This window comes from Achromobacter sp. Root170 (assembly GCF_001428165.1).
GTDB classification, from domain to species: domain Bacteria; phylum Pseudomonadota; class Gammaproteobacteria; order Burkholderiales; family Burkholderiaceae_B; genus Achromobacter; species Achromobacter mucicolens.
Genome location: NZ_LMHN01000012.1, coordinates 304,324 through 328,806 on the forward strand (window position 1 = coordinate 304,324; position 24,483 = coordinate 328,806).

23 protein-coding genes are annotated in these 24,483 nt (G+C 66.5%); 10 read left to right on the forward strand and 13 right to left on the reverse strand.

What is annotated here, in order from left to right:
• The first annotated feature begins 41 nt into the window (after positions 1 to 41).
• Together ASD87_RS11630 and lolA are read left to right on the forward strand one after the other, a co-directional pair.
• On the forward strand, positions 42 to 2,423 hold the full coding sequence (locus tag ASD87_RS11630; RefSeq protein WP_156403413.1) for a DNA translocase FtsK: 2,382 nt from the start codon (positions 42 to 44) through the stop codon (positions 2,421 to 2,423).
• On the forward strand, positions 2,423 to 3,058 hold the full coding sequence (gene lolA / locus ASD87_RS11635) for an outer membrane lipoprotein chaperone LolA (protein WP_056321362.1): 636 nt from the start codon (positions 2,423 to 2,425) through the stop codon (positions 3,056 to 3,058). The genes ASD87_RS11630 and lolA overlap by 1 nt, the downstream gene beginning before the upstream one ends.
• A gap of 122 nt (positions 3,059 to 3,180) precedes the next feature.
• Here lolA and ASD87_RS11640 read toward each other — a convergent pair whose 3' ends face one another.
• The 9 genes from ASD87_RS11640 to ASD87_RS11680 form a co-directional block, all read right to left on the reverse strand.
• Positions 3,181 to 3,594, reverse strand: coding sequence for a RidA family protein (locus tag ASD87_RS11640; protein ID WP_056321365.1), 414 nt, complete (start codon positions 3,592 to 3,594; stop codon positions 3,181 to 3,183).
• A 35-nt stretch (positions 3,595 to 3,629) separates the two neighbouring features.
• The gene (locus ASD87_RS11645; protein ID WP_056321367.1) at positions 3,630 to 5,102 is read right to left on the reverse strand and encodes an amidohydrolase family protein; all 1,473 of its coding nucleotides are present in this window, start codon (positions 5,100 to 5,102) and stop codon (positions 3,630 to 3,632) included.
• 13 nt (positions 5,103 to 5,115) lie between these two features.
• Complete coding sequence (locus ASD87_RS11650; protein WP_056321370.1) at positions 5,116 to 5,988, reverse strand: MurR/RpiR family transcriptional regulator; 873 nt, start codon at positions 5,986 to 5,988, stop codon at positions 5,116 to 5,118.
• 29 nt (positions 5,989 to 6,017) lie between these two features.
• Positions 6,018 to 7,016 carry an ABC transporter ATP-binding protein gene (locus tag ASD87_RS11655; protein WP_056321373.1) on the reverse strand — a complete coding sequence of 333 codons (999 nt, stop codon included), beginning with the start codon at positions 7,014 to 7,016 and terminating at the stop codon, positions 6,018 to 6,020.
• Complete coding sequence (locus tag ASD87_RS11660; RefSeq protein ID WP_056321377.1) at positions 7,013 to 8,020, reverse strand: ABC transporter ATP-binding protein; 1,008 nt, start codon at positions 8,018 to 8,020, stop codon at positions 7,013 to 7,015. The genes ASD87_RS11655 and ASD87_RS11660 overlap by 4 nt, the downstream gene beginning before the upstream one ends.
• Before the next feature lie 2 nt (positions 8,021 to 8,022).
• Positions 8,023 to 8,892 carry an ABC transporter permease gene (locus ASD87_RS11665; protein ID WP_056321381.1) on the reverse strand — a complete coding sequence of 290 codons (870 nt, stop codon included), beginning with the start codon at positions 8,890 to 8,892 and terminating at the stop codon, positions 8,023 to 8,025.
• Positions 8,893 to 8,901: 9 nt separating this feature from the next.
• Entirely contained in the window at positions 8,902 to 9,843 is a 942-nt protein-coding gene (locus ASD87_RS11670) for an ABC transporter permease (protein WP_056321384.1), read from the reverse strand.
• Positions 9,844 to 9,936: 93 nt separating this feature from the next.
• Entirely contained in the window at positions 9,937 to 11,496 is a 1,560-nt protein-coding gene (locus ASD87_RS11675) for an ABC transporter substrate-binding protein (RefSeq protein WP_082586259.1), read from the reverse strand.
• 112 nt (positions 11,497 to 11,608) lie between these two features.
• Positions 11,609 to 12,877, reverse strand: coding sequence for an amino acid deaminase (locus tag ASD87_RS11680; RefSeq protein ID WP_056321387.1), 1,269 nt, complete (start codon positions 12,875 to 12,877; stop codon positions 11,609 to 11,611).
• A gap of 177 nt (positions 12,878 to 13,054) precedes the next feature.
• Between ASD87_RS11680 and ASD87_RS11685 the strand changes: the two genes are divergently transcribed.
• The 4 genes from ASD87_RS11685 (at position 13,055) to ASD87_RS26575 (ending at position 17,165) form a co-directional block, all read left to right on the forward strand.
• Positions 13,055 to 13,846: a deaminated glutathione amidase gene (locus ASD87_RS11685; RefSeq protein ID WP_082586260.1), complete on the forward strand. Its 792-nt coding sequence runs from the start codon at positions 13,055 to 13,057 to the stop codon at positions 13,844 to 13,846.
• Between the two features lie 103 nt (positions 13,847 to 13,949).
• Positions 13,950 to 15,290, forward strand: coding sequence for a replication-associated recombination protein A (locus ASD87_RS11690; RefSeq protein WP_056321390.1), 1,341 nt, complete (start codon positions 13,950 to 13,952; stop codon positions 15,288 to 15,290).
• A 45-nt stretch (positions 15,291 to 15,335) separates the two neighbouring features.
• Positions 15,336 to 16,682, forward strand: a complete 1,347-nt coding sequence (serS, locus tag ASD87_RS11695) for a serine--tRNA ligase (protein WP_056321392.1) — start codon at positions 15,336 to 15,338, stop codon at positions 16,680 to 16,682.
• A 234-nt stretch (positions 16,683 to 16,916) separates the two neighbouring features.
• The gene (locus ASD87_RS26575) at positions 16,917 to 17,165 is read left to right on the forward strand and encodes a hypothetical protein (protein ID WP_081100999.1); all 249 of its coding nucleotides are present in this window, start codon (positions 16,917 to 16,919) and stop codon (positions 17,163 to 17,165) included.
• 230 nt (positions 17,166 to 17,395) lie between these two features.
• Here the strand turns inward: ASD87_RS26575 and ASD87_RS11700 are convergent, their stop codons facing one another.
• Positions 17,396 to 17,722 carry a virulence factor gene (locus ASD87_RS11700; RefSeq protein ID WP_056321394.1) on the reverse strand — a complete coding sequence of 109 codons (327 nt, stop codon included), beginning with the start codon at positions 17,720 to 17,722 and terminating at the stop codon, positions 17,396 to 17,398.
• 295 nt (positions 17,723 to 18,017) lie between these two features.
• A complete protein-coding gene (locus ASD87_RS11705) occupies positions 18,018 to 18,530 on the reverse strand; it encodes an ASCH domain-containing protein (RefSeq protein ID WP_056321397.1) in 513 nt (170 codons plus the stop codon).
• 196 nt (positions 18,531 to 18,726) lie between these two features.
• On the opposite strand from ASD87_RS11705, the gene ASD87_RS11710 reads away from it, so the two are divergent.
• Both ASD87_RS11710 and ASD87_RS11715 read left to right on the forward strand, forming a co-directional pair.
• Positions 18,727 to 18,924 (forward strand): hypothetical protein, encoded by a 198-nt coding sequence (locus ASD87_RS11710; RefSeq protein ID WP_056321399.1) that lies wholly within the window; start codon positions 18,727 to 18,729, stop codon positions 18,922 to 18,924.
• A gap of 1 nt (position 18,925) precedes the next feature.
• A complete protein-coding gene (locus ASD87_RS11715; RefSeq protein WP_056321402.1) occupies positions 18,926 to 20,116 on the forward strand; it encodes an amidohydrolase family protein in 1,191 nt (396 codons plus the stop codon).
• Here the strand turns inward: ASD87_RS11715 and ASD87_RS11720 are convergent.
• Positions 20,113 to 21,015 (reverse strand): LysR family transcriptional regulator, encoded by a 903-nt coding sequence (locus tag ASD87_RS11720; RefSeq protein ID WP_056321404.1) that lies wholly within the window; start codon positions 21,013 to 21,015, stop codon positions 20,113 to 20,115. The genes ASD87_RS11715 and ASD87_RS11720 overlap by 4 nt on opposite strands.
• A gap of 160 nt (positions 21,016 to 21,175) precedes the next feature.
• Here ASD87_RS11720 and ASD87_RS11725 point away from each other — a divergent pair, with 160 nt between their 5' ends.
• Positions 21,176 to 22,303, forward strand: coding sequence for a mandelate racemase/muconate lactonizing enzyme family protein (locus tag ASD87_RS11725; protein ID WP_056321406.1), 1,128 nt, complete (start codon positions 21,176 to 21,178; stop codon positions 22,301 to 22,303).
• Between the two features lie 183 nt (positions 22,304 to 22,486).
• On the forward strand, positions 22,487 to 23,467 hold the full coding sequence (locus tag ASD87_RS11730) for a tripartite tricarboxylate transporter substrate binding protein (RefSeq protein WP_056321409.1): 981 nt from the start codon (positions 22,487 to 22,489) through the stop codon (positions 23,465 to 23,467).
• 18 nt (positions 23,468 to 23,485) lie between these two features.
• On the opposite strand, the gene ASD87_RS11735 is transcribed toward ASD87_RS11730, so the two are convergent.
• A complete protein-coding gene (locus ASD87_RS11735; RefSeq protein ID WP_056321410.1) occupies positions 23,486 to 24,340 on the reverse strand; it encodes an IclR family transcriptional regulator in 855 nt (284 codons plus the stop codon).
• Positions 24,341 to 24,483: the final 143 nt, after the last annotated feature.

The following is a 24,483-nucleotide window of genomic DNA, read 5'->3' on the forward strand; positions in this document are numbered from 1 at the left end:
GGCAGGTATCTTTAGGGTAACGCCCAATTATAATGAGCCGCATGCCGCGTATCTCGACTGCTTCTCCGCGCGCCTCGCGCAACACCCGCAACGGACCCTCGCCGCTGCAAACGCGCATTTCCGCGTTGTTGCGTGAAGCCCGCTGGATCCTCTTTGCCGCCCTGGCGGCCTGGCTTACCCTGGTGCTCGCCACCTGGAGCGCGTCCGACCCTGGCTGGTCGCACTCGGTCCCAGGCGATGTCGTGCGCAACCAGGGCGGACGCCTGGGCGCCTACCTGGCGGACATCCTCCTCTATCTCTTTGGTTTCTCCGCCTGGTGGTGGGTCGTCCTGCTGCTGCATCGCGTGCGGGCTGGCTACCGGCGCCTGGCCGCGCAGTTGCGCGTGGCCAACAGCAAGCAACCCGAAGTACTGCCGCGCGTCCACTGGGAAGAGGGCATTGGCTTTTTCCTGCTGATGACGGGCTCGCTGGGCATGGAAGCCCTGCGCCTGGCCAGCCGCGGCACGCACCTGCCCGGCGCATCGGAAACGGCAAGCGGCGCGGGCGGCGTCATCGGCCAGATGCTGGCGGGCCTCATCGGCAGCAGCATCGGCTTCACCGGCGCCACGCTGGCCTTCCTGGTCATGCTGGCCATCGGACTCAGCCTGTTCTTCTCGTTTTCGTGGCTGGCGGTCGCCGAGCGCGTCGGTTCCTGGCTGGAAGGCCTGGTCCGCAAGATGCGCAATTCCTACACCGCGCGCCAGGACCGCAAGGTCGGCGAAGTCGCCAAGGCCGTGCGCACCGAACAGGTGGTGGCCAAGCAGGAAAAACTGGTGCACGAGCAGCCGGTCCGCATCGAACCGGCCATCACCGTGGTGCCCAAGTCCGAGCGCGTCGAAAAGGAAAAGCAGCAATCCCTGTTCTTCCCGCCCACCGGCGGCGCCGAAGGCGATCTGCCCACCCTTGGCCTGCTCGACCCGCCCCTGAACAACCAGGAAACCGTGTCGGCCGAGACCATCGAATTCACCTCTCGCCTGATCGAAAAGAAACTGGCCGACTTTGGCGTGTCGGTCACCGTGGTCGCGGCGCAGGCCGGCCCTGTCATCACCCGCTACGAAATCGAGCCGGCCACCGGCGTGAAGGGCAGCCAGATCGTCAACCTGGCCAAGGACCTGGCGCGCGCGCTCAGCCTGGTCAGCATCCGGGTGGTCGAAACCATACCGGGCAAGAACCTGATGGGGCTGGAGCTGCCCAACCCGCGCCGTCAGATGGTGCGCCTGTCCGAAATCCTGGGTTCGCAGACCTACCACGCCAGCCATTCGGTCGTGACCATGGCGTTGGGCAAGGACATCGCCGGCAACCCGGTGGTGGCCGACCTGGCCAAGATGCCCCACCTGCTGGTGGCGGGCACCACCGGTTCGGGCAAGTCGGTCGGGATCAACGCCATGATCCTGTCGCTGCTCTACAAGGCCGACGCCTCGCATACCCGCCTGATCCTGATCGACCCCAAGATGCTCGAAATGAGCGTCTACGAAGGCATCCCGCACCTGCTGGCGCCGGTGGTCACCGACATGCGCCAGGCGTCCAACGCGCTGAACTGGTGCGTGGGCGAAATGGAAAAGCGTTATCGCCTCATGAGCAAGATGGGCGTGCGCAACCTGGCCGGCTACAACACCAAGATCCGCGACGCGATCAAGCGCGAGGAACCGATCCCCAATCCGTTCTCGCTCACGCCCGATCAGCCCGAGCCCCTGTCGCCGCTGCCCACCATCGTGGTCGTCATCGACGAGCTGGCCGACCTGATGATGGTCGTGGGCAAGAAGATCGAAGAACTCATCGCCCGGCTGGCGCAGAAGGCGCGGGCGGCGGGCATCCACCTCATCCTGGCCACGCAGCGTCCCAGCGTGGATGTCATCACTGGCCTCATCAAGGCCAACATCCCCACGCGTATCGCGTTCCAGGTGTCGTCCAAGATCGACTCGCGCACCATTCTTGACCAGATGGGCGCGGAAACCCTGCTCGGCCAGGGCGACATGCTTTACATGCCGCCCGGCACCGGCCTGCCGGTGCGCGTGCACGGGGCGTTCTGCAGCGACGACGAAGTCCATCGCGTGGTCGAAAGCCTGAAGTCGCAGGGCGAACCCAACTACGTCGAGGGCCTCCTGGAAGGCGGGCTGGACGGCGACGGGGCTGAAGGCGCCAGCAGCGTCACGGGCATCGGCGGGGACGCGGAATCCGACCCGATGTACGACCAGGCCTGCGAAGTCGTGCTCAAGCACCGCCGCGCGTCCATTTCGCTGGTGCAGCGTCATCTGCGGATTGGTTACAACCGTGCGGCCCGGTTACTCGAGCAGATGGAGCAATCGGGTATGGTGTCGGCGATGCAATCCAACGGGAACCGCGAGATCCTGGTTCCCGCAGCCGCCGCACGAGAGGAAGCATGATGAAGACGTTTCAACGCCTGGCCGCCGTTGCGGTGCTGGGCCTGACTCCGGCCCTGGTCCCCGCCCTGGCGCTGGCCGCCAGTGCGCAAGAGCAATTGCGCAACTTCGTGTCCACGGTCACGGCGGCCACCGGGTCGTTTTCGCAGTACACCGTCAACGACCAGGGCCGCACCCAGCCCGCGCAGACCGGCGTATTCTCGTTCCAGCGCCCCGGTAAATTCAAATGGGCCGTGCAAAAGCCCTACGAGCAACTGGTCATCTCCGACGGCCGCCAGGTCTTCCAGTTCGACCCCGATCTGGCCCAGGTCACGGAACGCAAGGTCGACGCCGCCATCGGCACGTCGCCCGCGGCCATTCTTTTCGGCTCGGGCTCGCTGGAACAGTCCTTCGACGTCAGCGCACTGCCGGCCAAGGACGGCGTGGACTGGCTGCGCGCCAAGCCGCGCACGGCCGACGCCGGTTTCTCGCGCGTGGACATCGGCATGAAGAACAACCTGCCGGTGCGCGTGGAACTGCTCGACTCGTTCGGCCAGACCACCCGCGTCGACCTGTCGGCCATCCAGCCCAACCCCCAACTGCCCGCCAAGGAATTCCAGTTCACCGCGCCCAAGGGCGTGGATGTGGTGAAGATGTAGCGGCGTTTTTGGCCCAATGCGGAATGCCCGGGAAACCGGGCATTTTTTATTTGGCATGCCGTGTTTGGCGGTAGCCGCGCATTGAACCCGGTGTCTGACACCTACCGCGACCTGCCTGCGTGTCAGGGGCGCTTATACGCCACGCAGTCGACTTCCACTTTCGCATCCACCACCAGGCTCGACTGCACGCAGGCACGCGCCGGCGGATTTGCGCCGAAGTATTCCTTGAACACCTTGTTGAACGACGCAAAGTCACGCGCGTCGTCCAGCCAGACGCCGCAGCGCACGACGTGTTCGGGGCCGTAGCCGGCTTCTTGCAGGATGGCCAGCACCTGCTGGATGGCCTTGTGGCTTTGCGTCACGATGCCGCCTTCGATGACTTCGCCGTTTTCCATCGGCACCTGGCCGGAAACGTACAGCCAGCCGTCGGCGGCGACCGCGCGGGCGAAGGGCATGTGCGAGCCGCCCTGGCCGGTGCCGCCGGCCACGCCGTAGCGGGTGATGCCGTTGTTGTCGGGAGTGGGGGTAGCGCTCATGAAGGATTCTCCTTGAAGTGGTCCGGGGGCGGCCGCTACGACGCGGCCGGAATGGCGGGGTAGGACGCGCGCAGGTCGCCGCTGCGCGGCAGCCAGCGGCCGGCGCGCTCGCCGGTGGCCTGGCCCTTGCGGTACGACAGGACACCATTGACCCAAACGGCCTCGATGCCCGCTGCGGTCTGCACGGGCGCGGCGAAGGTCGCGCGGTCGATGACGGTATCGGGGTTGAACAGCACCAGATCCGCGTGGTGGCCCTCGCGCACGAAGCCGCGCTCGGCAAGGCCGAAGCGCGCGGCGGACAGCCCCGTCATCTTGTGCACGGCCTGCGCCAGCGGAAACAGGCCCACGTCCCGGCTGTAATGGCCCAGCACGCGCGGAAAGGCGCCCCACAGCCGCGGATGCGGCATGGGATCGTTGGGCAGTCCGTCCGACCCAACCATCGTGAGCCGGTGCGACAGCACGCGGCGCACGTCGTCCTCGTGCATGTTGTGATACACCGCGCCGGCCGGTTGCAGCCGCTTGGCGGCCTCCAGCAGCGTGACGCCCCAGTCGGCCGCGATGGCGGCCAGCTTGCGGCGCGCCTGCTCCGGATGCGGCTCGGACCAGGTGATGTCGATATCGAATTCGTCCGTGACCTGCTTCAGGTCCAGCGTCGACGAACTGGCGGAATACGGATAGCAGTCGCAGCCCACATGCTGCATGCGCCCCGCGTTTTCCAGCGCGAACAGCACCTCTTTCGTGCGGCCCCAGTTGCCGGCGCCGGCGCACTTCAGGTGCGACACCACCACCGGCACGCGCGCGTGCAGGCCGATGTCGAAGGCTTCCTGCATGGCCTCCAGGATGGCGGCGAATTCCGAGCGCAGGTGCGTCGTGTACAGCGCGCCGAATTCGTCCAGCGCTTCGGCCAGCAGCTTGACCTCGGCCGTGTCTGCTTCGAACGCCGAGGCATAGGCCAGCCCGGTGCTCAGGCCGATCGCGCCGTGCGCCAGGGCGTCGCGCAGTTGGGCGCGCATTGCCAGCACCTCCTCGCGCGTCGCGGCGCGGTCCAGCCGGTCCATGTGGTTGCTGCGCAAGGCCGTATGCCCCACCAGGGCGGCAACGTTCACGGCCGGCCGCGCGGCTTCGATCGCGCGCGTGTAGTCCGCAAAGGTGGCGTAGCGGAAGTCCTCGCGCTTGCCCAGCAGGTTCATCGGATCGGGCGGCTCGCCGCGCAGCGTGACCGGCGAGGCGCTGATGCCGCAATTGCCCACCACCACGGTCGTCACGCCCTGCGACAGCTTGGGCAGCATGTCCGGCGTGCGGATGACGTTGGTGTCGTCGTGGGTGTGGACGTCGATGAAGCCCGGGGCCAGCGCGAGATCGGTGCCGTCGATGAGCTGGCGCGCCGGCGCGCCCGGCAGTTCGCCGATCGCGGCAATGCGGCCGCCGGCCAGTGCCACGCTGGCGCGGTATTCGGGGCCGCCCGAACCGTCCAGGATCCGGACGTTGCCAATAAGGGTGTCGTACATCGTGGTTTCCCGATCAATCGCCCAGCGGCAGGCGGTTCGGCCCGCCGCGGTGTTCGTCCAGCGCCAGCTTGATGCGGCGCAGGCGTTCCCGGTTTTCTTCCTGGTTCAGCATGGCCAGTTCGGTCGACAGCAGGTCGATGGCCAGCATCATCGCGTAGCGCGAGGCCGACGGCTTGTAGATGAAGTCGGTCTCGTCTGTGCGGATGGGCAGCACCACGTCGGCCAGCTTCGCCAGTTCGGACGACGCGTCGGTGATGGCGACGATGCGCGCGCGGTATTGCTTGACGATGCGCGCGGCGCCGACGATCTCGGGCGTCAGGCCTGAGGCCGACAGCACCAGCACGGCGTCGCGCTCGTCGAGCGTGGCCGCCACCATGCGCAGCAGCACCGCGTCGCTGTAAACCGCGATGGGATAGCCCAGCCGCACCAGGCGTGACTGGACTTCCTGCGCCAGCACCGCCGACGCGCCGCCCATGCCGAAGACGTAGATCATGCGCGCCCCGTCCACGATGGACGCGGCGGCTTCGAATAGCGGCTCGGTGAACGTCGGCAGATGCGCGCGCAGGGTGCTTTCGATGTCGGCGTAGATGCGCGCGTAGAACGTGCTTTCCTCGGCGGGGGCGCTGGGGTCCAGGAACCGGCTGCCCACCGTGCTGGCCTGCGCCAGCTTCATCTTCAGGTCGCGCGTGTCGTCGCAGCCGACGGTGCGCGCAAACCGCGAAATGGTGGCGATGCTGACGCCGGCCTTGGCGGCCAGCTGGTCCACCGTGGCGCTGGCGCTCCAGATGATGTCGTCCAGGATGGCGTCGGCAACCTTGCGTTCTGTCACGCTCAATGCGTCCCGCCGACTGCGTATCTGGAAGACGATGTCGCGGATGATGTTCATGTGTGGTTCCTGGATCAATTCGGGCGGACTCATGCCGCGAGCGCGGGATCGTCGAGGCGGATGCAGGACACGTAGTGGTCCGCGCTCACGCCGACGGCCGGCGGCACCGCCGCCGCACAGGCGTCGATGGCATGGGGGCAGCGTGTGCGGAACACGCAGCCGGAAGGCGGGTTGACCGGGCTCGGGATGTCGCCCTTCAGGAGGATACGCGAACGCGGGGCGCGCGGATCCGGCACAGGGGCGGCGGACAGCAGCGCGCGGGTGTAGGGATGGCGCGGGCGCGCATAAACCTCGCTGGTCGGACCGCGTTCCATGATGCGGCCCAGATACATCACCACGACGTCGTCGCACAGGTAGTCGACCACCGCCAGGTCGTGCGCGACGAACAGCATGGTCAGGCCCAGGTCGCGCTGCAGGTCCTGCAGCAGGTTCAGCACCTGCGCCTGAACCGAGACGTCCAGCGCGGATACGGGCTCGTCGGCCACGATGAAATCCGGCTCCACCGCCAGCGCGCGGGCAATGCCGATGCGCTGGCGCTGCCCGCCGGAGAACTCATGCGGATAGCGGCGGCTGTGGTCCGCGTTCAGGCCGACGCGTTCGAGCAATTCGCCGATCCGCTCGGCGCGGCGGTGCTGCGCCAGCTTGTGGGTGTCCAGGGCTTCTCCCAGGATCTCGGCCACCGTCATGCGCGGGTTGAGACTGGCGTACGGGTCCTGGAACACGATCTGCATGCGGCGGCGCCACGGCAGCATCTGCTTTTCATTGAGCGTCGTGATGTCCTGTCCGTCGAACACGATGCGTCCGGCGGTGGGGGCGAACAGGCGCAGCAGGGCGCGGCCGGTCGTGGTCTTGCCCGAACCGGATTCGCCGACCAGGCCCACGATGGTGTTGCGCGGCACGTCGAAGCTCACGCCGTCCACGGCGCGCACGACGGGGGCGTTGCGCGCCTGCGAGGTCGGAAAGTGGACCTTCAGGTCGTCGATGCGCACCAGCGGCGCGGCGGCGCGGGGAGTGGATGGGCTCGTCATAGCGGATTTACCTTGATGCAGCGCGCGCGGTGTTCGGGCCGCACCGCCACCAGATCGGGGACGCCGGCGCGGCAGTCGTCCGCAGCCAGCGGGCAGCGGGGCGCGAAGGTGCAGCCGGGCGGCAGCGCCAGCACGCTGGGCACGTTGCCGGGAATGGCGCGAAGGCGCTCGCCGGACGCGAGCAGCGCGGCGGTCGGCAGGCAGGACAGCAGGCCGCGCGTGTAGGGATGGGTGGGCTTTTCGAACAGGTCGTAGACGCCGGCGTCCTCGACCACGCGGCCGGCATACATGACGGCCACGCGGTGCGCGATCTCGGCGACCACGCCCAGGTTGTGCGTGATGAACAGGATGCTCATGTTCATCTCGGCCTGCAGGCGGCGCAGCAGGTCCAGGATCTGCGCCTGCACGGTCACGTCCAGCGCCGTGGTGGGCTCGTCGGCGATCAGTACGGCGGGGTTGCAGGCCAGGGCCAGCGCGATCATCACGCGCTGGCGCATGCCGCCGGACATCTGGTGCGGATACTCGTTCACGCGCCGGTCGGCCGCCGGGATCTCCACGCGCTCCAGCATCTCGCGGGCGCGCTTGAGCGCCGCGGCGCGCGAGCCGCCTTCATGCTGCAGCACCGCCTCGGCGATCTGGTCGCCCACGGTGTACAGCGGGTTCAGGCTGGTCATGGGCTCCTGGAAGATCATCGCGATCTCGGCGCCGCGGATGCGTTGCAGCGTGGCGGGCGTGGCGTGCGCCAGGTCGTGCTGCACGCCCTGGCGGTCGCGGAACAGGATCTTGCCGGCCTCGATGCGGCCCGCCGGCTTGGGCAACAGACCCATGATGGACAGGCTGGTCACGGACTTGCCGGAGCCGGATTCACCGACGATAGCAAGCGTCTCGCCACGGGCCAGGTCGAAGGTGACGCCGTCCACCGACTTGGCGATGCCGTCGCGGCTGTGGAACCAGGTCTTCAGGCCTTGCACCGACAGCACGATGTCTCGGGTGCTTGCGGTCATGTTTACAGCTCCTTGCGCAGGCGCGGATCGAGGACGTCGCGCAGGCCGTCGCCCACCAGTTGCAGCGACAGCACGGACAGCACGATGGCGATGCCGGGAAAGATCATGATCCAGTCGGCCGACCCCATGTACTGCTGGCCCGCGTTGATCATGGTGCCCCAGGTCGGGATGTCGGGCGACACGCCCACGCCCAGGAACGACAGGCCGGCCTCGGCCAGGATGGCGTACGCGAAGATGAAGGTGCCCTGCACCAGGATGGGCGACACCAGGTTGCGCAGCACGTGCACGGTGACGATGCGCCACGTGGGCACGCCCAGCGCGCGGGCGGCTTCCACGAAGGGCAGTTCGCGGATCACCAGCGTCGAGGCCCGCACAATGCGGGCAAGGCGCGGCGTGTACACGATGCCCAGCGCGATCACCACGTTGACCAACGACGGGCCCAGCGCCGCTACCAGCGAAATGGCCAGCAAAATATCGGGGAACGCCATCATCGCGTCGATCAGCCGCGACACGAACTTGTCGGCCGTGCGGAAGAACCCCGCGATCAGCCCCAGCGCAATGCCCAGCACGCTGGACAGGATGACAACGGAAAAGCCGACCATCAGCGACAGCCGTCCGCCGTGGATGACGCGGCTGAAGACGTCGCGCCCGAAGTCGTCGGTGCCGAACCAGTGCGCGGCGCCGGGCGCCTTCAGGCGGTTCATGATGGACAGCTTGAAGGGATCGTAGGGGCTGATCCACGGCGCCAGCAGCGCGGCGGCCGCCAGCACCACGATCACGATAAGACTGATCAGCACCGTCTTGCGCGCCACCAGCAGGCGCAGGACCTGCCAGCGGTCCGCGCCGGGATTCATGGAAGTTGCAGTCGTCATGTCGATGGCTCAGTAACGCACGCGGGGGTCGACCACGAGGTACAGCAGGTCGATCAGCAGATTGATCAGCACGTAGATCGCCGCGATGATCAGCAGCGCGCCCTGGATGACTGGATAGTCGCGGCGCAGCACTGCCGACACCACCAGGCTGCCGACACCAGGCAGGCCGAACACGGTCTCGGTCACAACCGCGCCGCTGATGAGCAACGCCGTCGTCAAGCCCAGCACCGTCAGAATCGGGATCAACGCGTTGCGCACCGCGTGCTTCAGGATGACCTTGCGTTCCGGCAGGCCCTTGGCCCGCGCCGTGCGCACGTAGTCGTCGCGCAGCACGTCCAGCATGCTGGCGCGGATGAAGCGGGTAATCAGGGCCGAATTCACCAGGCCCAGCACGACCGCAGGCAGGATCAGGTGCGACAGGCGCGTGGCCAGCGAAGCGTCCGGGCCGCCATAACCGGCCACCGGCAGCCAGCCCAGCTTCACGGAGAACACCTGCATCAGCAGCAGCCCCAGCCAGAAGCTCGGCACGCTGGACGTGAACATCGAGAACGACAGCACCGATTGGTCCAGCGTGGTGCCTCGTTTGACCGCGGAAAGAATGCCGACCGGCAGCGCGATGGCGCTGGCGATCAACAGCGACATCAGCGTCAGCAGGATCGTCGGCTCGGCGCGGTCGGCCAGCGCCGCCAGCACCGGCTTGTTCATGAAGATGGACTGGCCCAGGTCGCCCTGCAGCAGCTTGCCCAGCCACGACACGTACTGCACCGCCACAGGCTGGTCCAGTCCGAGTTGCGCGCGCAGGGCGGCGATGTCCTGCTGGCTGGCCTGCGGACCGAGCATCACGGCGGCCGGGTCGCCGGGCGTCAGGCGGATGATCACGAACACGATCGTCGCGACGATGAACATCACGGCCACCAGCCCGACCAGCCGATTCAAGAGATAACGCAACACGGTGAAATCCTAGAGGTCATTGCGCGGGCGCGAGCGGGTCGCGCGCGGGTGCCTGCCGCGTCGGGCGGTAGCGGCCGCCCGACGGACGTGCGCTTACTTGGACGCCTTCCAGGCGTTCCAGAAGTACGGCCACGGCACGGCCTGCGTGCCTTGCAGCGCGGGCGAGCGCGCGGCCTGGGCGTTGAAGTCGCCGACCTTGATGAACGGCACTTCGTCGTACACGGCCTGCTGCACGTCGGCCCAGCGCTTGACGCGTTCTTCCTGCGAGCCGGCCTGGTTGAAGGCGTCCAGCACCTGGTTGCGGCGCGGCGTGTCCCACCAGCCCGGCGCGTCCTTGGACGGGAAGTCGATCAGCGCCGGTTCAGGCAGGAAGGGGCTGTGCGTGATGAAGATGTCCCACACGGCCGGATCCTGGCGGCGCTGCGTCAGCGTGGCCCAGTCGACCACCTGCATGTCCACCGTGAAGCCCGCGGCCTTCAGGTATTCGGCGGCCACCAGCGCCATCTTGTAATGGAACTCGTACTGCTGGCTGGTCAGGATGCGGATCTTGCGGTCCTGCACGTTGGCCCCGTCCACCAGCTTCTTGGCTGCCGCGGCGTCGCCCTTGTTGTAGACCTTGCCGCCCAGCGACGTGGCCCACGGATAGCCTTCCGGGTACAGGTCGCCATTGAGCTTGTAGAAGTTCTTGTCGCCGAACGCCGCGAACAGCATGTCTTCTTCGTTCAGGGCAAGCTGCACCGCCTGGCGCACGGCCTGGTTCGACATGATGCCCTGCTTGGTGTTGAGCACCAGGCGCGGCCAGCCGAAGGGCTTGAGCATGACCGGGTCTGAGCGGCCGTTCTTCAGCTTGGGCAGCGATTCCACGGGCAGCGAGTCCACGTAATCGAACTGGCCGGCCACGGCGCTTTCGACGCGGGTGTTGGCATTGCTGACCGGCACGAAGCGGATTTCGTCCAGATACTGCTTGCGTGCGCCGCCATAGCCGTTGGGCTCGCCTTCGCGCTGCTTGTAGCCCTCGAAGCGGACGAGCTGCACATACTGGTCGGGCACGCGGGCCTTCAACTGATACGGGCCGGTGCCGACGAATTCGGTCAGGGACGGCGCGATCTTGCCCTTGGGCATGATGACCGCGGCGCTATTGTTCATGGCCAGCAGGGCGGTCAGCGGTGCATACGGCTGCTTGAGCGTGATGCGGATCGTGTTGGCGTCCGGGGCCTCGATCCCGCTGATGATCTTGGCGGCCATCTTGCCGCGCGTGGCGGTCTCGGTCCAGCGCTTCAGAGACGCCAGCACGTCCGACGAATCCATCTTCGAGCCGTCATGGAACGTGATGCCCTGGCGTAGCGCAATCGTGTAGACCAGCCCGTCCGCCGACACTTCCGGCATCTTGTCGGCCAGGAGCGGCGTCAGGTTCCACTTCGCGTCAAAGGTGTACAGCGTCTCGAAGAAGTGCTGGGTCAGGATGCCCACCAGGTCGGCGGTGCTGGTCATCGGGTCCAGCGTCGGCGGCTCGCCGATGGTGGCGACAGAGATCGTGCCTCCCTTGACCGGCGTGGCACAGAGGGCGGGGGTCGACAAAGCGGTCAAGCCAATTGCGCCGGCCGCGAGCAGGCTCTTCAGCCCACCGCCTCGCCGGGAGGTACGGAAGTTCATGATTCTCTCTCCAGAGGGTCAGAAACAGGTTGTCGCGTGATATCGGATGAGCGCCGGGTGCCCGGATGCTGCGGTCCCCTGTGGGCCTGGCGCGGTGCCGCGGGCAGGGGGACTAGAAAAAGGTTTCGGCCACGCCGGTGACGCCGTAGTGCTCGTTCACCAGCAGCACCTGACGCCATTTGTCGAACGTCAGGCAGGGATGCGAAATGTCGAAGGCGATCATGTCGCCCACCTGGATGTCGTCACCGTCGCCCACCTGCATGAAGGCGTGCTGGTCCATCATGGCCGACAGCTTCCAGTGGGACGGCGCCGCGCCGGGCTGCACCGAACCGGGCCGGTACAGCAGGGCAGGGGTGGGCAGGCCCGCGTCAAAGGCGGCATCGCGCTTGCCCATCGCGATGATGGCGCGGCCGGGTTCGGGCAGCGACTGCACGTAGGCCCAGACCTGCAAGGCAGGTTGCAGGCCGGGCTCCATCTGGCGGGCCACGGGGTTCTGCGCGTTGATTCGCTCGGCGGCGCTGCGGTAGATGCCCACGTCGTGCGACAGGTAGCAACCCGGGCGCAACACCACTTCCAGCGGGCTGCCGATGTCCATTTGCGAAAATTCCTCGGCCACGACGTCGAACCAGGCCGACCCGGCGCCGGAGATGAGGGCGGGCCCGCTCTTGCGCAGCCGGCCCGCGGCGGCCAGGCCCCGCAAGGCGTCGGTGGCGCGGCGCAGGAAGGCGCGGATGGCGCCTTCTTCCTGCAGCACGCCTTCATAGACTTCGATGCCGGCCAGCGCCAGGCCGGGCCAGCGGGCGATCTCATCGGCCACGGCCTGCAACTGGGCGTCGTCGCGCACGCCGGTGCGCCCGCCCGCCGGACCCAGTTCGATCAGCACGGGCAGCACCTTGCCCTCGTCGCCGAAGAACTTGCCCAGCTGCGCGGCGTTGGCGGCCGAATCCACGATGCAGAAGAACGTGAAGGCCGGATCCTCCAGCAGACGGGCGATGATGGCCATGTTGGCGCGGCCCACGAGCTGATTGGCCATCAACACCCGGCGCACGCCGTGCTGGTAGGCCGCCAGGACCTGCGGTGCGGTCGCCAGGGTGATGCCCCAGGCGCCGTTGTCGATCTGGCGCTTGAACAGGGCCGGACTCATCGTCGTCTTGCCGTGCGGCGCCAGCTTGACGTGATAGGCCTCCATGAACTGCTGCATCCACTGCAGGTTGTGGCGCATGCGGGCTTCGTACAGCACGGCCACCGGCAGGCTCACGTCTTCGTTCAGCAGGTTCCAGTTCAGCGCCGCCACGTCGGCGGTGGTACAGGATTCGGGAAACGCGCCCAGGCCCTTGCCGTTCACGTCCAGGGGAGCTGCGGGAGAGGATGAGTTGGTCATGATGGCGGCCCGGTATGGAAAATATTTACGTCAAATCCTGTTTTTTTCATTATCGTGAAAGAAATTTACAAGCGGGAGCTAGGAGTTTCCCGTACGCCACGCCGCCCGGACGATGGGAAAATAGGTCCATGCCGCGCGCCCCTTGAGGCGCGCCTGTGCTTTGACAAAGGAAATGCCATGCTGAAAGTCGCCCTGGGCCAGTTCGCCGTCAGCCGCGTCTGGGAAGAAAACGCGCAGGTCTGCATCGATCTGATGGAACGCGCCCGCGCCGGCGGGGCAGGCCTCCTGGTTCTGCCCGAAGGCATCCTGGCGCGCGACATCACCGATCCGCAGATCGTGCTCAAGGCCGCGCAGGCGCTGGACGGTCCGTTCATCACGAGCCTGCTCGATGCCAGCCGCGGGTCGGACCTGGCCACCATGATGTGCGTGCATGTGCCGACGGGCGAGGGCCGGGTGTGGAACACGCTGGTCACGATCCGCGACGGCCAGATCCTGTCGCAGTACCGCAAGCTGCATCTGTACGACGCCTTCACCATGAAGGAATCGACCAATGTCACCCCGGGCACGGACATCCCCCCGCTGCTGGACATTGCCGGCCTGCGCGTGGGCCTCATGACCTGCTACGACGTGCGCTTTCCCGAACTGGCCCGCCGGCTGACGCTGGACGGCGCCGACCTGCTGGTGCTGCCGGCCGCGTGGGTGCGCGGCCCGCTCAAGGAAATGCACTGGGAGGTCCTGGTCACGGCGCGGGCGCTGGAGAACACCTGCTACGTCGCGGCCACCGGCGAATGCGGTGAGCGCAACATCGGTTGCAGCATGGTGGTGGATCCGTTGGGCGTCGTCACGGCGCGCGCCGGCGAAGCGCCCGCGCTGGTCTTTGCCGACATCGACCCGGAGCGCCTCGCCCACGCGCGCAAGGTGCTGCCCGTGCTGGCCAACCGCCGCTTCGCCCCGCCCGAACTGGCGTAGGGCGGCCACGCCGCCGGCCGGGGCAACGGCCGGCGGGCGCCAGGGCGCGGGCATGGTGTAATGCAGACTTGAAATCCTTGCTGCACCCCTTCATCTGCTGCCAATGAGCAACGATCTCTTCGCGGCCGATCCCGCGCATCGGCCCTATGTTCCCCTGGCCGAACGCCTGCGTCCCCGCACCCTGTCCGACGTGGTTGGCCAGTCGCATCTGCTGGGACCCGACAAGCCCCTGCGCGTCGCCTTCGACTCCGGCCGCCCGCATTCCATGATCTTCTGGGGGCCGCCCGGCGTGGGCAAGACCACGCTGGCGCGCCTGATGGCCGACGGCTTCGACGCGCAGTTCATCGCCATCTCGGCCGTGCTGGGCGGCGTGAAGGACATCCGCGACGCCGTGACGGTGGCGCAGGTCGCGCAGGGCCAGGGCCGGCGCACGATTCTCTTCGTCGACGAAGTCCACCGCTTCAACAAGGCGCAGCAGGACGCTTTCCTGCCGTATGTCGAAAGCGGGCTGTTCACATTCATCGGCGCCACCACCGAAAACCCGTCGTTCGAGGTCAACTCGGCCTTGCTGTCGCGGGCGCGCGTGTATGTGCTGCAATCGTTGACGGCAGAAGAGCTGCAACAACTCGTTGATCGCGCCGTTGCGGCGCTCAATGAAGGACAGGAATCGGGCGACACCATCCGCATCGAGCCCGATGCGCGCGAGCAGCTGGCCGCGTGGGCCGACGGCGACGCGCGCCGCCTGATCAGCGCGGTGGAAGTCGTGGCCGAGTCGGCGCAGTCGGCCGGACGCGACACGGTGGACGCCGCCTGGCTGGAAATCTCGCTGTCGCAGAACCTGCGGCGCTTCGACAAGGGCGGCGACGCCTTCTACGACCAGATCAGCGCGCTGCACAAGTCGGTGCGCGGCTCGAACCCGGACGCGGCGCTGTACTGGTTCTGCCGCATGATCGACGGCGGCGCCGATCCCAAGTACCTGTCGCGGCGCCTGGTGCGCATGGCGGTGGAAGACATCGGCCTGGCCGACCCCCGCGCGACCGACCTGGCCGTGAACGGCGCCGACATCTACGAGCGCCTCGGTTCCCCCGAGGGCGAGCTCGCGCTGGCGCAGGCGGTGGTGTACATGGCGTGCGCCGCCAAGTCCAACGCGGTCTACAACGCCTACAACCAGGCGCGCAAGTTCGCGGCGGAACACGGCAGCGCGCCGGTGCCCATCCACCTGCGCAATGCGCCGACCAAGCTGATGAAACAGCTGGGTCATGGCAAGGCCTACCGCTACGCGCACGACGAGCCGCACGGCTACGCCGCGGGCGAGCAATATTTCCCTGACGGACTCAAGCCTTCCTTCTACCGGCCGACCGATCGCGGCCTGGAGGCTAAAATCCAGCAGAAGCTGGCATTCCTGCGCGAGCTGGACGCACAGGAACGCGCCAAGAACCGGTGACGGGCAATCCCCCGCCGCCTTTTTTGCAACCTCACCGACCTCACCATGCTAGACCCGATACTGCTGCGCAAAGACCTGCAAACCGTCGTAGACCGCCTGAAGACCCGCGGCGTCGCCTTCGACACGGAACGGTTCAACGACCTGGAGTCTCGCCGCAAGGCCGTCCAGACCGAAACCGAGTCCCTGCAAGCCCGCCGCAACGCGCTGGCCAAGCAGATCGGCCAATTGAAGGCCAAGGGCGAGGACGCCAGCGCCGTCATGGCGGAATCGCAGGCCGTGCCCGTGCGCCTGAAGCAGCTCGAGGAAGAGCTGGCCGCCCTGCAGCAGCCGCTCAATGACCTGCTCATGTCGGTGCCGAACCTGCCGCACGCCAGCGTGCCGCTGGGCGAGTCTGCCGACGACAACGTCGAAGTGCGCCGCTGGCTGCCCGGCCAGGCCGGCGCCGACGGCAACCCACCCGCGCTGGGCTTTGAGCCGCGCGACCACGTCGCGCTGGGCGAACCGCTGGGCCTGGATTTCGACATGGCCGCCAAGCTGTCGGGCGCGCGCTTTTCGTTCATGCGCGGCCCCATCGCCCGCCTGCACCGTGCGCTGGCCCAGTTCATGCTCGACCTGCAGACCGGCACGCACGGCTATACCGAGTGCTACACCCCGTACATCGTCAACGCCTCGACGCTGTACGGCACCGGCCAGCTGCCCAAGTTCAAGGACGACATGTTTGCGGTCTCCAAGGGCGGCGGCGACGACGATCCCAAGGTCGACGACCAGGGCAAGCCGTATGTGCGCGAAGACCAGTACCTGATCTCCACCTCGGAAATCACGCTGACCAGCGTGGCCAGCGGCACGATCCAGGCCGCCGCCGACCTGCCGCTCAAGCTCACCGCCCACACGCCGTGCTTCCGCTCTGAAGCCGGCAGCGGCGGCCGCGACACCCGCGGCATGATCCGCCAGCACCAGTTCGACAAGGTCGAAATGGTGCAGATCACGCAGCCGGACCAGTCGTACGAGGCCCTGGAAGAAATGGTCGGGCACGCCGAGCGCGTGCTGCAATTGCTGAATCTGCCGTACCGCGTCGTGCTGCTGTGCACGGGCGACATGGGTTTCGGGTCGTCCAAGACCTATGACCTGGAAGTGTGGCTGCCGGCACAAAATACCTGGCGCGAGATTTCGTCGGTGTCCAACTGCGAAACCTTCCAGGCCCGCCGCATGCAGGCGCGTTTCCGCAATGCCCAGGGCAAGCCGGAATATGTCCACACCTTGAACGGCTCCGGCCTGGCGGTGGGCCGCGCGCTGGTCGCCGTGCTGGAAAACCACCAGCAGGAAGATGGCAGCGTGTTGATTCCGGAAGCGCTGCAGCCCTATATGGGCGGTATTACGGTACTAAAACCCTGATATTCGCGCGGCGTCCATCGGCCATTTGGCTGATAAAAAGACGGAGCCTGCGGGCTCCGTTTTTTTTTATCATTGCCGACATATTGCTGTCTTTTTGGAACGCTATCGTGCTCACGTGAGTGCTTGATTTTTGATGTGAGCAATTGTGTATTTGGCATAAAAGGGCCGGATAGTTACGGCACAATACACCGGCGTTCTACACGCTTCATTCACTTATATAACAAGGAGTTGTCCATGACTTCAAGAATGATTGGAGATTTTCGTGTGAGATGCTCTGTGGCAAAGGAAGACGAGCAGGGTTATCGGGTGCAAATATGGACTCGCCGAATCGGCGGAACCGCACCCGAAAAATGCTGGACGGTGCCGGGTCAGGCGCCGTTCACTGATTTGCACGAAGCAGAACAGGAAAGCCGTCATCTGTTCCAGGGCATTAATGGTGTGCGTTTTAACGGTGAACCGGAGTTTGCTCATGCGTCCGCATAATGGTTGGTGGCGGGCGTCCAGTGCGCCGCGCCGCTGGATCGATCTGGTCCAGGAATCACCGCGTTGGGCCGATGACAAGGCCAAACCGGTTGCGCAACAACCGGCCTCGGTGGTTGCAAAGCCTGTGCAGGCGCCCGCCGCCTGACAGGTTGTCACGGGGCACCGGACATTGCCTCGACAAAAGAAAGGCCACTCGCAGGAGTGGCCTTTGCTTTTGGCGCGAGCGATTATCAATCGCGGTCGTGGCCGCGGCCCCGGTAATACCCGTGACCGTGTTTCGGGCCGTGATAGTGGCCGCGATCGTAGTAGCGACCGCCACGGTAATACACCGGCGCCGGGTATACCACCGGCGGCGGGGGCGCGACGTACACCGGCGCCGGGCGGTAATACACCGGCGGCGGCGGCGCCACGTAGACCGGCTGCGGAGCCACGTAGACCGGTGCCGGGTAGACGATTCCAGGAACGCCGATCGAGATGCCGACGTCCACGCGTGCCAAGGCGACACTGGAGATCATCAGCCCCGCGGCGCCAACACCTGCAATAAGCCATTTTTTCATCTTGCACCTGCCCGCTGCGAGACGCAGCAAAGTTGAGTATTCGTTGGCGCTATTTTCGGCGGTTTGCGCCAGCTATACGTAAGCATCCCGGCCGCAATCGCGACAATCCGCAACCGCCCCCGTTTTCAGTGGACGAGAGGTGCTGCACTGCGGCAGCGCGGGTCCGCTCTGGCGAAATGGCGATTGAAGTCGATTGAAATAGGATGGAATTAACTGAAGCCGAGGGGTTGTGTTACACCTTGACACCAACTCCGGGCGGCCGGCGCGAGCGGTGTTGCGCCCGCGCGCCAGCGCCTCAGTAATCCGACTTGTCGAAGGGCGTGGTCTGGCGGTATTCGACCACCCACACCCAGGGATTGGCCGCCCACGCGTGCGCGCCATAGCGTTCGCACCACATCAGCGCGAACGCCGTTTGCAGCGGCACGCCGGGCAGTAGCGCCGAGCTTTGATACAGCGCGTGCGTGCCCTCCGCACGCGCATCGGCCTCGGTCAGGTTCTGCAGCCGCTGAATGCGTACGCCCACGACGACGGCGCTGGCGAACGGCGCGCCGGCTTCGTCGGCCAGGATGATGGTCTCGCCCGATTTTCCGTAGGGGCACCTGACCCAGCTTGAAGTCTTGCGCATCTCGGACGGGTTGTCGGGCGACGGCCCCATGGCCACCCATCTGCCTGAATCCGCGGCGTCCGCATACCAGACCGTGGTGAACTTGGACGGCTGCGGCTTGAGGATGCGCCGGCTCTGCACCTTTGCCCCGTCCAGAATGGCCTGCTTGAGCGGTTCGCTGAACTGAAGTAACTGCCGTTTCATGTGCTAGCTGTATCCCTCGCGATGAACGCTCGCGCGCTTATTGCTGTTATGGCTGGGGCCCGCACGTGCCACCTGTTTGAGACGGACTCAATCTCTGCTTCGGGGAGTATGACGTGTCACGACTTACCTGTCAGGTGGGCGCTGCATATGTGTTGTCTTTTTGAAAATGCCGAGGCGTTGTTTGTATACTCGACGCATGACTACCGACACCCACAATCTCAAGCCCGGTTACTACTGGTACACCATGGCCAACGACCCGCTGGCCGTCATCCATATCCATGAAGACGGCGGGGCCACGCTGATGGGCACGGACTATCGCATCGGCGCAGAAGGCGTCGCCGACATGGTCCGCCAGGGCGAGCGCTTTTTCTGGATCGAACCGCCGCAAGTCTGACATGGCGGCTCTGCTCCTGACGAACGTCCGCACGCCGCAAGGCGAGGGTGTGGACGTTCTGGTGCGCGGCGGCCGCATCCTGCAAATCGGCCCTGGCCTTGAGGCCGATCCCGCCGTGAACGTCGAAGAGGGCGGCGGCGCCTTGCTGCTGCCCGCCTTCGTCGAAGGCCACACCCATCTGGACAAGACGACCTGGGGTTCCGCCTGGTATGTGAACAAGGTCGGCCCGTCCCTGACCGATCGCATCGACAACGAACGCAACTGGCGTGCCGCCACCGGGCATGACGCCGCCAGCCACTCGCATGCGCTGGCGCTGGCATTCCTGCGCGCGGGCACGACCCGCATCCGCACGCACGTCGATATCGACACGGACGCCGGATTGAAACACCTGGAAGGCGTGCATGCCACGCGGCAAGCGCTGGCCGGGCGCGTCGAGATCCAGACGGTGGCGTTTCCGCAGTCGGGCCTCCTGGCGCGCGCCGGTACAGCCGACCTGCTGGACCAGGCGCTTGCCGATGGCGCCGACGTGCTGGGCGGATTGGACCCGTCCGCCATCGACCGTGATCCCGTGAAATCCCTGGATGTGCTGTTTGGCCTGGCCGACAAGCACGGCAAACCGGTGGATATCCATCTGCATGAGCCCGGCGAACTGGGCGCTTTTACGCTGGAGCTGATTCTGGACCGCGTCCAGGCGCTGGACATGAAAGGCAAGGTCGTCATCAGCCACGCCTTTTGCCTGGGCGCGCTCGACGCCCGCCGTCTGGAGGGCCTGCTGCGGCGGTTGGCGCTGCTGGACGTGGCCCTGCTGACCACCGCGCCGGCGTCTCGTCCGGTGCCCTCGCTGCGCGCCTGCCGCGAGGCGGCCGTGACGCTTTTTGGCGGCAATGACGGCATCCGGGACACCTGGACCCCCTACGGCAGCCCCGACATGCTGGAGCGCGCGGCGCTGATCGGGCTGCGCAACGATCTGCGCCGCGACGACGAGATCGAGTGGGCATTCGACTGCGTGACCCGCGCCGCCGCCCGCGCCTGCGGATTTGCGGACTACGGCCTGGCGCCCGGCGCGCGTGCCGATCTGGTGCTGGCCGATGCGGGCTGTATCGCCCAAGCCGTGGTGCAGCGCTCGCCGCGGCGCCTGGTGGTGTCCAGCGGCGTGGTCGTGGCGCGCAACGGCGAAGACGCCATAGCCTAGCGGGTGCGCTGGGCGGCCGTGCCGCCCAGGCCCAGCTGCGATTCGGCCAGTTCCACGAAGGCCCGCATCAGCTCCGATCGCACGCCTGACCGCAGCCAGATGGCGCCCACCGTTCGAACCGGACAGGGCTCGGGCAGCGGCCAGCGTTTGACGTGCGCCAGCGGCGCGCCCGTGCTGGCCCAGTCTGGCAGCAGCGCCACGCCCAGCCCCTCGGAAACCAGCTTGGCAATCGATTCGATCCCATCCAGTTCAAAACGGACCCGGGGGCGCAGGCTGCGCGCCCGCAGGTAGTCGTCCGCCATTTTGCCGCCCACCACGCTGCGGTCATAGCAGATGTACGGTTCCCGCGCGATGACGGCCAGCGGGTCGTCGACCTTCATCTGCGCAGGCGTGACCAGCACCAGCGGTTCGCGGCGCAGGTCGCGCCACGCGCAGGTCTTGGGGATGGGAAACAGCGGATGCACCAGCAGCGCGCCGTCCAGTTCGCCCGACAGCACCTTGCTGTAGAGCAGCGTGGTCGGCGCCGGTTCGATATAGATCTCGATGCCCGGATGCCGCGCCACCCAGGTGCGCAGCACGGGCGGCATGATGCCGGTCAGGGCGGTGGGCGTGGCGCCAAGCCGCAAGGGCCCTGCAGGCAGATCCGTGTCCGACGCGGCCGAGCGCAGGTCGCGCACGTCGCGCAGGATGGCGCGCGCCCGCTCCAGGATGCGCACGCCGGCAGGCGTGGGTTTGACCGTACGGCCCGAGCGCGCGATCAACGCGCTGCCCACGTCGGCTTCCAGCGCGCGCAGCCGTTGCTGCACCGTCGCTGGCGTCAGCCCCTGGTGGCGGGCGGCCTGGGCGATGGAACCCAGTTCCACCACATGCACATACGTCTGCAAAAAGCGCGAGTCCACAACGGCCTGTCTATCCGGAAGATGATTTTTCCGTATTCTAAAGATGCGTCAAGATAATTGTTGTTTTCTTTGGGCAGGGGAAGAATACGTCCAGGCGATCAGGCAGCGCGCGGCGCGCCGATCGGTCCAGCCGATTTCACTGTCATCAAGGAGCTTGCCCGTGCCCATCATTGAATCCATAGACGTATGCGCCGCGGCGGTGCCTCTGGATAAAGTCACCTCGTTCTCCAACCGCACCGTGTCCACCCGGCACTACGGCCTGGTCAAGGTGCGCTCTACCGATGGCGTCGAAGGCATCGGCTTTTGCTACGTGGGCAGCGCCGGCGGCGCCATTTTCGAGGCCGCCGTCCAGAGCCTGCTGGGACCCGTGCTGCTGGGCAAGGATTCGCATGCGGTCGAAGGCCTGTGGCAGGCGATGTATCAGGAAGCCCTGTTGCAGGGCCGGCACGGCACGGTGATGCGCGCATTGAGCGCGCTGGACATCGCGTTGTGGGACCTGAATGCCAAGACCGCGGGCCTGCCGCTGCACAAATTCCTGGGCGCGATGGAATTGGAATCGGTGCCGGCGTATGCCAGCGGCGGTTACTACCTGGATGGCAAGACCCCGCAGCACCTGGGCGAGGAGATGGCCAGCTATGTGGCCAAGGGTTTTGGCGCCGTCAAGATGAAGACGGGCCGCCTCTCGCCCCGGGAGGAAGAAGCGCGCCTGAAGGCCGCGCGCGAAGCCGTGGGGCCGGATGTCGAGTTGATGATGGACTGCAATAACGCCTGGCAGGACGTGACGCAGGCCATGCAGTACATCCGCCGTTTCGAGCAATACGAACCGTACTTCATCGAGGAGCCGTTCGGCCCGGACGACATCGACAGCCATGCCAAGCTGGCGCGGCTGACGCATCTGCCGATCGCCACGGCCGAAATCGGCTACGGCCGCTGGTATCACAAGGAACTGCTGGACAAGGGCGCGGCCGGCATCCTGCAGACGGACGCGGCGGTCTGCGGCGGCATCACCGAATGGAAGCGCATCGCGGCCACGGCGGCCAGCTACGGCGTGGTGGTGTGCCCGCACTGGTTCCACGACGTGCATGCGCCGCTGGTCGCGGCCACGCCCAACGCGCGCTATGTCGAATTCTTCTGGGACGACCAGGTGCTGAACTTCCGCAAGCTGGTCGACCGCCAACTGACCCACAAGCAGGGCCGCGTGATTCTGCATCAGGAGCCGGGGCTGGGATTCGGCTTTGACGAGCGCATGGTCGAACGCTTCGGCAAGTGGACGCGCGTCGGCCGCTAGGCCATTGGCGAGGCGCCGCGCCAAACGTCACATGCGGTGCGCATGCGGCAGCGGCGCCGGTTCACGCGGGTGTCGTACCGAAGGTCCGCATCCAGGCCGCGCCAGATGGCCGGATGCCACAGAGGCAGGCAGTGTCCACATAACCAGTTGCCGGCCTTTGGACCGGCGCGCGAGGAGACAACAATGCAACGTAGGCAATTCATGACCGGCGCCGCGGCGCTGGGAGCGGCGCTGGTGCTGCCCGCGGTGGCGCGGGCGCAGGAGATGCCGTCCGGGCCGGTGAAGATCGTGGTCGGGTTTCCCGCGGGCGGCGGCACGGATGTACTGGCCCGCCTGCTGGGACAGAAGCTGGGCGTGCTGTGGAACATGCCCGTCATCATCGAGAACCGCGCGGGCGCGGCCGGCATCATCGCGGCCGAACAGGTCGCGCGCCAGCCGGGCGACGGCAACACGCTTTTGATGGCGCACGTGAATAGCCACGGCATTGCGCCGGGCCTGCAGCCCAAGCTTGCGTATTCGGTGGACAAGGACTTCACGCCGATCGCCCTGGTCGGCAAGACGCCCACCATCCTGATCGGGGGCGCCGGGCAACCGGCCAAGACGCTGCCCGACCTCGTCGCGCTGTGCCGCGCGCAGCCGGGCAAGATCGTGTTCGGCTCAGCAGGCAGCGGATCGGCCCAGCACCTGGCCCTGGAAATCTTCAAGGCACGCGCCGGCATTGACGTGCTGCATGTGCCGTACAAGGGATCGGCGCCGCTGATGAACGATCTGCTGGGCGGGCATGTGCAATATTGCTTCGAAGGCATGACGACGGCCACGCCGCTGATCCAGTCCGGCAAGGTCATCGCGCTGGCGCAGACGCTGCAAAAGCGCTCCAAGAGCCAGCCCAATGTGCCGACGGTCGCGGAACAGGGCTACCCGGGCTTCGAGGCCAGCATCTGGTTCGGCATGGTCGGGCCGGGCGGCATGCCCGCCGCCATGGTCCAGCGCATGAGCCGCGACATCGACCAGGTGCTGGCGATGCCCGACGTGCAGGAAAAGCTGGCGCAGGTGGGCGCGGAAGACGGCGGCGGGGGCGTGCAGCGCTTTGCCGAATTCATGAAGAGCGAGCAGCAGAAGTACGCGAAGACGATCCAGGACGCGAAGATCGTGGCTGAGGGATAAAGCCAGACACCGCGTAACTCAGTTGGCTGCCGCCTCCGGATCCACCCAGCCCGCCGTCGCCGAGATCGAGCGGGCTTTTTCGCTGAGCAGGCGTGCGGTGGCCGATTCCAGGTCGTCATCCACGGCGCCCACCGGCCCCATCAGCGTGATGGCCGCCTTCATTTCGCCCAGCATGTCGAAGATGGGCGCCGACAGCGACGTGAAATGCGGCAGCAGCGCGTGGCGGCATCGGCTGATGTGGTGCTTGCGGACCTCGTCGCGAATGGCCTGCACATCCGCCATCGTGTAGGCGTTGCCGGCGGTACCGCCGTGGCTTTCCGGCACGGACGAGGCCATCTCCTGTTCCAGTAGCTCGCGGGTCAGCGCATCCGGCAGGTGCGCCAGGAAATTGCGGCCCAGCGCGGATGACAGCAGCGGCATCACCGTGCCGACGCGCAATTCCAGGAGGGGCCGGCTGCGGCTGCCCTCGACGCGGTACACGATCGTGGGCCCCTTGTTGCCCCACACCCCCAGGAACACGGTATGGCCGGTGGCCGCGGCCACCTCGGCCATGATCGGGCGCGCCGTGGTGAACACGTCGAACTGCTCCAGGGCGGCCAGCCCCAACCGAAGCGCGTACGGACCGAGCCCGTAATGGCCGGTGTCGGCGTGCTGCTGCACCACGCCCACCTTCTGGAAGCTCACCAGGTAGTAGTGGACGTTGGGAACGGTCAGCGCACAGGCGTCCGCGATTTCCTTGAGCGGCATCGGGCGGCCGGTCTTGCGGATGACGTCCAGGATCCGGAATCCCACTTCGATCGACTGGATGCCCCTGCGCGCCGTGGCAGGCGCCTGTTCCGAATTCTTCTCAGCCTTGCCGGCGGGCCTTGCCATTGCTGCCTCCACTGTGTGCGTGGCGGCAGTGTAGCAGCGGCCTTTTTTGCCGCTTGGACCGCCGCGCCGGGTTTCCCCTAGCTTTTGCCGGCGACGTCTTAGCTTTGATAATAGTTAATGCATACAGCAGTATCAATCTAAAA